A 12,120-nucleotide genomic window follows, 5' to 3' on the forward strand; every position below is an offset into this window, starting at 1 on the left:
CTAATCAGTTATAAATACTCGTTAAACCAGGCATTTACCTGTGCGAAGCTGTCTACTCGAAGAGAAGGTTTACCACTTTTGAGCAGGGAGTGGTTGGAGCCCGGGTAACGAATCAGCTTGGCTGTTTTACCATAACGCTTCAGCGTGGTATACAACTCCTCTGCCTGTGCAATCGGCGTCCGATAATCATGTTCGCCATGCATGATAAGCAGCGGTGTTTCGATGTGGTGCGCATGAGCGAGTGGAGAACGGGACCAGAGATATGCAGCATGCTCCGCCGGATTGCCTCCAATCACACCCTCCACATAAGAAATACCGATGTCACTTGTGCCGTACATGGATAGCCAGTTAGAGATACAGCGCTGCGTCACAGCAGCTTTGAAACGATTGTTGTGAGCGACAATCCAGTTGGTCATGACACCCCCGTAACTGCCGCCTGCAACACCCAAGCGGGATGCATCCAGGGTCGAATACGTTGACAGCACATAATCCACAGCTTCCATCAGATCCCGATAATCACCGCCTGCGAAGTCTCCACGACAAGCTCTTGCGAATCCCTGTCCATATCCCATGCTGCCACGGGGATTAACCCATAATACTGCATAACCTTCGGCAAGAATTGTCTGCATCTCATGACTGAATGTTCCGGTATACATCGCATGAGGACCACCATGAATCTGTAGTATTAACGGCAGCTTACGGTGAGCCTCTGATGCATCTAAACCTTGGCTTGTAGATGCAGATGGTGACCACTCGGATGTAGCAACCTTAGTTTCAGCCGCATTTGTGTCTTGCATAACATCGGGAATCGCTAGCCAGCCTTGAATCAACCAGCCGTCCGATGAAGTGAATTCAACTCTTGTCGGCACGTTTACAATCCGTTTAGCCATAAATTCATCATTGCGACGAGTGAGTCTAGTCATTTTACCGCTTCTCATCTCTACGGTGTACAGCTCTCCCGGACGATTATCCGTCAAAGCAGCTACAACCAACGTTTGCTCATCCACTGAGATTGTATATTGATACACATCTTTCTCGCCTGCAGGGGTGATGACTTCGTAGCTGCCGTCCGTCCGAATCCGGTAGACATCCACATTTCCATGATGCGTTCCCAGAACAAATACTCCCTGATGTGGAAATGAGCGACTAATGATTGGCGAAGGAGAAGCACTTGCCGACTTCATATCTCCCAGCGCAGCATTGCCGATCTGCATATCTAATTCAGGTGCGAATAGCCTGGGTATCCCCCGCTGCACTGGAAGGGTAAAGAGCTGATGATGACTCCCGCTTCCATGTTCACGATCACTGGCAATCAGGATGAGTTGCTTACCATCAGCTGTAAAAGAGAACTGGCTGATCTGGAGAGTGGAGTCCGTTACTTTGAAAGGTTCTTCGACTTCTCCTGTCCCCGACTCAACACTGACCATATAGACGTCCGTGTGATGAAGTAAATCCGGATCGACTCCTTCCTCCTGTACTTGTTTAGAAATAAATGCAAGATTCAGGCTGTCCGGTGACCAGACTGGTGTAGTAATATTCCACAGTCCGGACGTTATCTGTTGTATGTGTCCACTCTTGATCTCGTATAGAAACAGATGACTGTACTGACCATCCCACCACCCTGCACCCTCGGCTTTTGGCGTAGTACGCTCATAGACTTTGCCACGCACTGAAGGTGCCTGCTGAGCGGACGGTCCCACATTTACCTCTTTCGCCGACTGATCAGTCCCGGATGGAACAGTACTCAACGGAGTGGGATCAGGCTCTACTTTACTGGTAAACGCTATATATTTCCCATCGGGTGACCAGACGTAACTCACAATTTTACGTTCAGGAGATATGAGCATGTCCGGTTGCGCCCCTTCCGCCCGAACGAACCATAGTCCTTTACCAGCCTGAGCTTGGCGAATAAACGTCAACTTGCTGCCGTCCGGTGACCATGCTGGCGAGGTATCTTTTGTGCCATCCGTCAGCGCTACATCTTCTGTACCATCAAGCGAGATTCCTCGAATCTGTGTGTTATATTCGTTCTTCATCTGATCCACTGTCTGTTCAACGTATGCAACCTGTCCGGTTGCACTGACCACCGGCTGACTGATCCAGCGATAGTGAACAAGATCCTCCGGTGTAATCTGGCTTTTTTTCATATCCATATCTCCCTTCCGTCATGATTTTTGAGTTGACTCCGTGCGAGGATCAAGCACATCCCGTAACCAATCACCAAGGAAAATAACACCGAGCACGGTAAACGTAATCGCAAGACCCGGAAATGTCGCAACCCACCAGCTCGTGGCTACATACTGTCGTCCATCGCTCAACATGCCTCCCCACGATACATCCGGCGGTTTGATCCCCAGTCCCAGGAAACTCAGCGAAGCTTCCATGATGATCGTTGTGCCTACATTCATACCGCAGATAACAATAAACGACGATATTACGTTAGGCAAAATATGTTTGATAATCAGACGTCCGTTTTTGGCACCGATAGACCTAGCTGCAAACACGAAATCACGTTCTTTGATGCTGAGCACTTCACTTCGAACTACACGGGTGAATGGAACCCAGTTCGTTACACCGATCACCAAGATCAGTGTAGTCATACCCGGACCAACAATAGCCATGACAACAAGCATGAAAAGTATCGTCGGAATAGCCATAAACGCATCGCCCACACGCATAATAACGGCATCCAGCCATTTTCCGTAGAATCCCGATATCAGTCCCAGAATTGCTCCAAGAATACCCGAGACAATGACCGCCCCCATCCCTACAATCAAGGATACGCGTGCCCCATACACGATACGGCTCCACATATCTCTGCCGAGGTTGTCGGTTCCCAGCCAGTACTCAGCCGTTCCACCTTCAAGCCATGCAGGGGGTTTGAGACGATTCAGCGGATTCACTTGTGCCGGATCATGACTCGTTAACAGAGGTGCGGCTATAGCAATCAGGACAACAACCAATACAAGCACTGCACCGAATAAACCGGTCTTGCTGATGATTAGCTGTTGCCAGATGGACTGAATTCCGGCAATCGTGCGCTGTCTGTTGTGATCCTGTTCTGTAACCAGAACAGATGGTTCACTGCCGTCTCTCATCGATCGCACCTCCTTCTAGTCATATTTGATACGTGGGTCCAGCAGTCTGTAAGACACGTCCGTTAGAATATTTACAACCACCACAATAAATGCAATCACAAACACAGCTGCTTGTACAATCGCCATATCATGCGTATTTACGGCCACAACCAGCAGTTGCCCCAAACCGGGCCAAGAGAATACCGTTTCTGTAATCAAGGTACCCCCGATCAGACTGGTGAACTGAAGACTCATGATCGTCACCACCGGAATTAATCCGTTGCGGAACGCATGTCTTGCAATTACCGTCATCCGTCCGAGACCTTTGCTGCGAGCCGTACGAATATAATCTTGATTCAGAATCTCGAGCATGCTGGACCGGATCAGCCTTGTCATCTGTGCAGCAAGTCCTACACCCAGCGTAAATGCAGGCAGAATCAGATGTGATAACCCTCCCCGACCCGAAACGGGCAAAACGCCCAGTATAACCGAGAACAGCAGGATCAGCATAATACCCATCCAGAAGTTCGGCATTGCCTTCCCGATTACCGAAATACCTGAGATGAGCAGATCGGTAAACGTATTCCTTTTCACTGCCGAGATCACTCCCAGAGGCACTGCCATCAATATCGCAAACAACATTGCAGCTACAGCCAGTTCAAAACTGGCTGGCAATCGCTCCAGCACCAGTTCCAGTGCAGGTTGCCCGTAACGGAAGGATTGTCCGAAATCCCCCTGTATCGCATTGCCCAAAAATTTCACATACTGTGTGTACAGAGGCTGATCCAGCCCCAATGCCTGCGTTAACACAGCCCGGTCTTCTGCCGTAGCGGTTTCAGGTAACATCAAAGCAACAGGATCACCCGTTACCCGAACCAGAATAAATACGATTAATGACACAATAAACAGGACCGGAATGACCTGCAGTAAGGATTTAAATACGTATTTGCCCACTCCCGGCTCACCTCCTATTCCCAAAAAAAGAACGGCAGGAACATGTTCATTCAGTCCCTGCCGTTCCGACTTACTGATGCAATGACAGGTGGTTATAAGCTTGATTTTACTTTGCAGCAGGTGTAATCTCGTCCGCGTAGAACATCTCATCACTGCGTGGTGCAAAGTTCACTTTGTCATTGGTTCCGTACACGCCTTCCATCTGATACAAATATACGGCCGGGCGTTCTTCAGCAAAAATCTGCTGTACTTGCTGGTATTCTTTTTCACGAGACTCTGGGTTCATGTTCACAAGTGCAGATTGCAGCAGCTTCTCCACTTCCGGATTGTTGTAGTCCGATTCCCCTTTGGCTTCTTCCACCATATAACGGTTATAGTTGTTCGAAGCATCAAACAGGGAATTACCAATACCAATCATGAAAATTTCTTTGAATGATTTGGAACTGTAACGCTCGCTGAATGCACTTGGCTCCAGTACGTCCAGATTAATTTTGAATCCGGCCTGATCCAGCATCGCTGCAACAACTTCAGCCTGTTCCTTGTACTGGGAAGAGACCGAAATGGTCATCTCTGCTTTCCCCTCAGCGTAACCAGCTTCTTTCAGGAGTTGCTTTGCTTTCTCCGCATCGTACAACGATTTTTTATACAGTGACGGGTCTGCACCGAAGTTGCCTGGTGTAACAGATGTACGTGTAACAATGCCCGCTCCGCCGGCAATGCTATCTACAATACCTTGTTTGTCGATCGCCAGATCAATCGCCTCACGCACCTTGGGATCAGCTGTGATGCTGCCCTCAGTCTGACGGAAGATCAATTGGAGAACACGCTGAATTGGTGCTTTGACTATCTTTTTGTCTGCTTCGCCTTCAACACGTGCAATGTCCGTAGGCGGGATTGCTGCAGCAACATCAACTCCGCCCGCAAGCAATTCGGAGACACGCGTGGAAGCTTCTGGGATCACACGGAACACCACTTCATTCCACTTCGGCTCACCGCCAAAATATTTTTCATTTTTCACGAGTTCAATTCTGTCGTCTTTCGTCCATTTGCTGAACTTGTATGCGCCAGTACCCACTGGCTCTTTCAGGAATGCATCCATACCCTTGTCTGCAATATATTTTGCTGGCAGGATGCCAGCACCCATTTTGGACAAACGATTAAGCAACAACGGATCTGGTCCATCGGTAATGATATCTACCGTATGCTCATCCGCCGCTTTAACTTCAACGATGTTTTTGAAATAACTATTTTGTTTCAGCGTATTATCTTTAGCTACACGTTCCAGCGTAAACTTTACATCAGCGGATGTGAAGGGATCACCATTGTGGAACGTTACGCCTTCACGCAGCTTGAATCTCCATGTTGTATCATTCACTTGCTCCCATGAAGTAGCGAGCGCAGGCACCTTTTTCTGCTGGCTGTCGTTTTTGATCAAATAATCAAACACGTTCACAAGCACAGCTTCACTGGCTGTATTGTTATTGTTATGTGGATCAAAGCTTTCAATATCCGTTGCCGCCGCAATCGTTAACGTGCCACTGGCAGCTGCACTTTCACTGCCGCCTCCCTCAGCTGTTGTATTGTTCGTCGTACCTTTACTGCCTCCGCCACAAGCACTCAATACCATCACGATTGCCAGCAAAGTAATCCACAAGCCTGTCCATTGTGTCTTTTTCATTGTGATTCTTCCCCCTTGGAAGTTGTATTCCTAGCCAAAAATTCAAGTGCAATTGCTGACAACAGGCCTACGCCATAAGGCATGACCGTTTCGTCAAGATCAAATCTCGGATGATGAAGCGGATATCGCGTATGCTCCTCTTCATTTCCTGATCCTAACCGGAAAAACACACCAGGTACATGTTCGCAATAAAAAGCAAAATCTTCCCCGCCCGTAGACGGTTTGATATAACTCCACCCCTTCTGCGCATTAACCTCATCACAGACTTCAGTCAGCAGATCAACCATACCAAGATCATTCACGACGACCGGATAACCGTCACCATAGACGACCTCACATTTGGCTCCGAATGAACTGCACACCCCACTCACCACTTGCTGGATCAGGGCTGGCATCCGTTCACGCACAGCAGGAGACAAGGTGCGAACCGTTCCGATCATCTCCACTTCAGGTGCAATAGCGGTTCCCATGTAACCTCCGGTGATTTTACCAATCGTGACAACGACCGGTTCAAGCGGGTCAACCATGCGGCTGGCTACATTCTGCAATGCAGTAATTACCTGAGCCGATACGGCAATGGCATCAATCCCTTCATGCGGTCGAGCCGCGTGACCTCCCTGACCATGAATCTTGATGACGAGTGGATCAGCTGACGCAAAAGCAACCCCCTGGCTCACCCCCACTGTTCCCGTATCCTGACTAGGCGTCATGTGAAGACCCGCAATCGCATCCACCTTTGGATTCTCCAGCACCCCATCCTGGATCATGGCTCTTGCTCCGGCAAGTCCTTCTTCAGCAGGTTGAAAGATGAACTTGATGTTGCCCGACTTGGGTCTGCCAAGCCCTGTGAGCAGTTCAGCTGCCCCCATCAAGATGGATGTGTGAGCATCATGACCACAGAGATGAGCTTTTCCCTTCACCGTTGAACGATATTCGACCGTTTTCTGGTCCTCAATAGGCAAGGCGTCCATGTCAGCCCGAAGTGCAAAGGTAGGGCCATCTTTCTCTCCACGAAGCAGTCCGATGACTCCGGTCTGTCCAACATGGCGGGTAACCTCAAGTCCGAGGGCTTCCAGATGATCAGCTACAATAGTAGAAGTACGGTGCTCCTCATAACCGATCTCCGGATGGCGATGCAAGTCTCTGCGCCAGGCACTTAACTTGGCTTGTAATGGCTGAGCCAGCTGTATTAAATCGGATTGTTTCATTGGCTGTCATTCCTTTCGTGTACTTCTGCTTCAGGCACCAGCCGTGCATAGATGGCATCGGCCGAGAACTCGATATGTCTTTTCATCGTATCTCTGGATCTTATGCTGTCTCGTGACTTCAGCGCTTCAAGAATCTCCATATGTACCTCATAGTTCACGGAACGGATTCGTTCATCGTAAGGCATTAGATCGAGTGCCGGATTAATCTTCGTTCGAATTTGTCTGACCGCTCTTTCACAGTATGGATTACCAGAAGCTTTGGCTATGGTCAGATGGAATTTCACATCCAGTGCTCTGAACCACTCCCTGGTACAATCCGGCTCGATGCTCTGCTCCATGTAGTTATGAAGAAGTACCAGCTCACCTGCGGTGATCCGCTCAGCAGCCAGAAAAGCCGCTTCCGGCTCAATAATCGTCCGATATTCAAACACTTTGAGCATCTGAGCCCAGCCGCGTTTGATCTCTTCTCTCGTACGTTTATGCGAGTTGGCTGTCAGTGGAAGGACGAAGGTTCCACCTTTGGCTCCAACCCTTTTTTCAATCAGTCCTTTATCTTCCAGTGCGGAGAGTGCTTCACGAACCGTAATCCGGCTTACATCGAACATCTCGGCTAAATCCCGTTCAGCCGGAAGCTGCTCCTCACTCATCAACTCTTTTAAAATAATGGCTTCCTCCAGCTGCTCCCGAATAAATTCACTAACCTTTTTAGTCGATACTTTTTCGAAATGAAAGGAGAATGGATTAGACATCTAAACACTCCGATCTGTATATGGTCTAGACCTTATACCATTAATATAATTCCGACTAAACTGATATGCAATACTTTTTTTGATAAAATCCAACATTTATTTTATTCATCATCTCAAAATTACCATCTCTTGATGAAGATTAACTTGACCAACAGAAAAAAAGAGGCTCTGCCACGAGTCAGAACCTCTTTAAGTTGAGAATATGCACCTATCATTTTTTTTCTGCAAACGAGAACGAATAGGAAACTCTTTCTCCCCTAATTGCCAATCTTCTATAGCTCTTTATTGGCAAAAGATCTGAAATTCCGGGTTACAGCCAGGCGCTCGCTTCCTTCGAAATAGAATTGATCCTCCGCTCTCCAGGTATGACTTGCCTTGTTTTGCCTGCGAAGATATACATAGTTGTAAGGTGAGGTTGCATACGTTTTGTAGCCTCTCTTTCTGCATTGTCTAAGAAACGTGACATCTTCTCCAACAGAACGATCGGTGAAGCGAACTCTTTTTAATACCTTTTTCCTGAACAGCAACGTGCCTCCCTGAATAAATTCCACTGGTTTATTGCTCTCGCCCGGTGATCTTACCAACAATGATCGGGATGCTTCCAGATAAACCAAACAGGAGTGTTTGCCCACAATATCACTTCCAGTCCGCCGGAGTGCATGGACTTGTTCTTCCAGATAGTAAGGAGAGTAGTAATCATCATCATCCATCTTCGCAAGGAGTGAAAAGCGGGCTCTCGTTATTCCGGCATTCAGACACTGCCCGAGTGATACCCGCTCAGGTACGCGGTATACGTGGACATTGGCGTATTTCTGTACTTTTTTCCGAACCAAACGCATGTTCATGCTATCCAGATTCAGAATGATAATCAGTTCCTTTCCTTTGTAACGCTGACGATTGTAATTTTGCAGGATGTTATCGAGAAATTGCGGACGATTGGTGCACACAACGATGGATACTCCCGGAGAAGTATGATGCCTGGTCAAAACATCCCCTCTTTTCAGCTCATTTTCTGTCATCCTATGTGCTTGATTCTTACCAGGTATAGACTGCTCCCTCTAGTCCTGAAAAATAACACAAAAAACCTCTGCCCGGATAAACGGACAAAGGTTTCGGAGAACAACTCTTTCATATTACTTATTACTCATAGCTTTTATTACTTATTGCTTTGTAGCACAACGAGGGCAATGGCATCCCAAAAAAGTTAATATTTATTTAACATTCTGCGTTATTGTTAAAATAAATAGCTTTTCCTGTTCGTGCCGACTCATAGACAGCTTCCAAAATTTGCGATACGACCAGTGCCTGTTTCGGTGTAACTACAGGCTCCAGATCCTGATCAATCGCTTCAATCCATTTGCGCATCTCCACATCCGGTGCATTCTCGGACTGTCCTTCATAGAAGTCCACGCCGCCCGAGCTGAGTTCAATCTCACTAGTATATAGGCGGCTGAACTTCTCGCCGTTAATACGCAGTCCATTTTTCATGTCAGCACCTGCCTCGGTGCCACTCAAACTACATTTAGCCTCATCCACATCAAGCGAGTTCAGCGCCCAGCTGGATTCCAGCATGATCGTTGCCCCGTTTTCCATAACAATCATACCAAAGGCTGAATCCTCAACCGAGAACTTCTTAGGGTCCCACGGTCCCCACGCATTCGCTGCATTTTCTCTCTGGGAGAGCTCGTGATGCGTCGTACCGAGCACGACCTTTGGCTGATAATTATCCATCATCCATAACGTCAGATCCAGTGCATGTGTTCCAATATCAATAAGCGGTCCGCCGCCTTGTTTCTCTTCATCCAGAAAGACACCCCAAGTCGGAACGGCTCTTCTGCGAATCGCATGGGCTTTGGCAAAATAAATCGATCCCAGCTCCCCAGCCTCGCATAACTGCTTCAGAACCATACTGTCCTGACGGAAACGGTTATTGTATCCGATGGTCAGTTTTTTCCCCGTACGTTCTGCGGCTTCCAACATAAGCTGTGCTTCTGCCGCGGTCTTCGCCATCGGTTTTTCACACATGACATGTTTACCTGCCTCCAGCGCAGCAATCGAAATCTCCGCGTGGGAAACATTCGGTGTAAGTACATGCACAATATCCAGCGACTCATCCTTTAGCAACTCCTGGTAATCCGTATACACCTTGGCATCAGCTGTGCCGTACTTTTTCTTCGCCTCAGTAGCACTCTCTTCCACAATATCACAGAAGGCAGCGAGTTCAACATTCTTCAATTTACTCAGACTTGGCAGATGTTTGCCGTTTGCGATCCCGCCACAGCCAATAATTCCAATACGATACACTTTGCTCATCATAAGTCACCCTCACTTTAGTATTGGTTGTTTCATTTTGCGAAAAGCCGACGGGGTTATCCCGAGGCGTTTACGAAACACAGCATGTAAATAATTCGCGTTGTTGAAACCGGAAGCAAGCGCAATCTGCTCAATGGACTCTTTGCTCTCCTGTAGATTACGACACACTGCACGCAGGCGAATGTCCTCCAGCACACGACTGAACGGCATACCTGGCTGCATCTGATTAAAAATTCGTTGCAACTGGCGGCTACTAATATTCAGCTTCTCAGCGACTTGCTCCAGCGTAACTGCTGATGTGTGATTGGCCTCTATATACTGAACGGCATATTCGTACCGGTACAGCGTCATATCCCTTACGGGTGCTTCCGCTCGAATGCCGCCAGTATCATAAGCGCGAACCGTTTTTAGTAAAATGCTAACGACCAGCTGTTTAATCGAAGTATAATATCCGACCATCTTGTGGTCACATGCTTCGTAGGCTTCGAGAAAACAGAGCATTGCCCGGTGATAATCCTGAACCGGAACATGTGGAAGCGTCTTCAGTTTCTCCATCGTTTCTTCCGATTCCGCAGTTTCCCAAGGATCGACATGCTCTCTTGGTTTGTGCATGATATCCACATGAAGACACAGCTCATCCATATCCTGCTCGGCATCAGCCTCCTGGTAATGAACAACCCCCGGCCCAGTGAGATAGAGCATGCCTTCCGATAGCGCATGGGATTGCTCATCAATGATAACCCTGCCTTTACCTCTAGGGATCAGATGAAACTCATACTCCGCATGGTTATGAAAATCGACAATACGTCCCGCGGGAAACGTCGTCAGATGAAATCGCAGCACACGAATCTCGTAATGCCCCCATACCACGGTAATATCAAGCCGCTCCAGGAGATCCTGCCGATCAAGCATTTTCTCATATGGATACAGACTCAAGATGCTTTCCTCCTTAACGCCTTACAGGCCCGTTATCTAACTTTGCAACTCAGTCAGTGCAATCCGTCTTGCTTCCTTCGCTGAGCGATTGGCTGCTTCCATTAGCCGAGTTAATTCCATTGCCATGTTAATGTTGGTGCTATCTTCTGTATCCTGCTGGATGTGGGTTACCCATTGATTGAATGCGCTTTCCATATTTTCAGCAACAGGAAGTTCGGTCCAATCGGTATACTGTCCTTCCGCTGCTTTCGTGCGAATCAACAATTTGGGCTCAGGCGTTCCATATAACAATGTGCCCTCGGTGCCATGTATTTCAATGGCAAACGGCGAGTGACTGTTCACGAATCCCGCTTCCACTACCCCGACGGCTCCTGATGATGTGGAGAGGGTTGCCACTGCGTTATCTTCAACTTCTTTGCCTGTGATATAACCGAAGTTTGCGTGTACGTCTGTCACTTCCTGATCCAGAAACAATCGCGTTAAATACATCGGGTGACAGCCCAGATCAATAAGCGCCCCGCCCTGACAGTCCTGAAGGCTATAAAAATGCTGCGGCAACCAGTCAGTGATGGCTCCATCATGAGATAATCGCGCCCTCACGTATGTGACTTGGCCTAATAATCCACGCTCAAGCACATCTTGAATGGTGGCTGTATACCCCGCATATAGACGCGGAAGAGAAACGGTCATTTTGACCCGGTTTTCCCGAACCGCTCTCAGGATAGCATTAGATTCCACTTGTGTTGCAGCAATGACCTTTTCAGTGAAAATATGCTTACCTGCCTTGGCAGCAGCCGTAATCACCTCTTCATGTAGACGTGTGGGTGCATCCACAATTACCGCATCAATGTTGTCTTGAGCCAGCATATCCGCAAGCGATGCATAGAAAGGCACGTTCAAGCGATTAGCGGCTTCCTGCCCCCGCTCTGGATCTTCATCCCACACACCTGCCATCACCGTATCCTCATGTTCCTGTGCTTGCTTAATGTAGTCCCATGCATGAACATGCCACAAACTGATTTTGCCGATTCGAATGGTCACGAGTGTCTTCCCTCCATAGTATATAATATTCTGACAATGTATCTATAAGGTATCACATGATCCATCTATTTTTAATCGAAACTCACGACAATTGATGTATAATATTACGACACGATATCTATAAAATCATATATAAATCCAACTTTCCATTCTCTTAGATATTC

General features: G+C 47.8%; 10 protein-coding genes. All 10 read right to left on the bottom strand.

The window, feature by feature from the left end; genetic code table 11:
• Nucleotides 1-8 precede the first annotated feature (8 nt).
• Nucleotides 9-2,147, bottom strand: a complete 2,139-nt coding sequence (locus ACUTVW_RS23855) for a S9 family peptidase (RefSeq protein WP_445648050.1) — start codon at nt 2,145-2,147, stop codon at nt 9-11.
• An 18-nt stretch (nt 2,148-2,165) separates the two neighbouring features.
• Nucleotides 2,166-3,098, bottom strand: coding sequence for an ABC transporter permease (locus ACUTVW_RS23860; protein WP_445648051.1), 933 nt, complete (start codon nt 3,096-3,098; stop codon nt 2,166-2,168).
• A 15-nt stretch (nt 3,099-3,113) separates the two neighbouring features.
• Complete coding sequence (locus ACUTVW_RS23865; RefSeq protein ID WP_445648052.1) at nt 3,114-4,031, bottom strand: ABC transporter permease; 918 nt, start codon at nt 4,029-4,031, stop codon at nt 3,114-3,116.
• 106 nt (nt 4,032-4,137) lie between these two features.
• A complete protein-coding gene (locus tag ACUTVW_RS23870) occupies nt 4,138-5,709 on the bottom strand; it encodes an ABC transporter substrate-binding protein (protein ID WP_445648053.1) in 1,572 nt (523 codons plus the stop codon).
• On the bottom strand, nt 5,706-6,917 hold the full coding sequence (locus ACUTVW_RS23875) for a M20 metallopeptidase family protein (protein WP_445648054.1): 1,212 nt from the start codon (nt 6,915-6,917) through the stop codon (nt 5,706-5,708). The genes ACUTVW_RS23870 and ACUTVW_RS23875 overlap by 4 nt, the downstream gene beginning before the upstream one ends.
• Entirely contained in the window at nt 6,914-7,666 is a 753-nt protein-coding gene (locus tag ACUTVW_RS23880) for a FadR/GntR family transcriptional regulator (RefSeq protein ID WP_445648055.1), read from the bottom strand. The genes ACUTVW_RS23875 and ACUTVW_RS23880 overlap by 4 nt, the downstream gene beginning before the upstream one ends.
• A gap of 272 nt (nt 7,667-7,938) precedes the next feature.
• Complete coding sequence (locus tag ACUTVW_RS23885; RefSeq protein WP_445648056.1) at nt 7,939-8,652, bottom strand: glycosyltransferase; 714 nt, start codon at nt 8,650-8,652, stop codon at nt 7,939-7,941.
• A 229-nt stretch (nt 8,653-8,881) separates the two neighbouring features.
• On the bottom strand, nt 8,882-9,979 hold the full coding sequence (locus ACUTVW_RS23890) for a Gfo/Idh/MocA family protein (protein ID WP_445648112.1): 1,098 nt from the start codon (nt 9,977-9,979) through the stop codon (nt 8,882-8,884).
• 12 nt (nt 9,980-9,991) lie between these two features.
• The gene (locus tag ACUTVW_RS23895; RefSeq protein ID WP_445648057.1) at nt 9,992-10,915 is read right to left on the bottom strand and encodes an AraC family transcriptional regulator; all 924 of its coding nucleotides are present in this window, start codon (nt 10,913-10,915) and stop codon (nt 9,992-9,994) included.
• Between the two features lie 36 nt (nt 10,916-10,951).
• Nucleotides 10,952-11,956, bottom strand: coding sequence for a Gfo/Idh/MocA family protein (locus ACUTVW_RS23900; protein WP_445648058.1), 1,005 nt, complete (start codon nt 11,954-11,956; stop codon nt 10,952-10,954).
• Nucleotides 11,957-12,120: the final 164 nt, after the last annotated feature.

It is taken from the genome of Paenibacillus sp. TSA_86.1 (assembly GCF_052691815.1).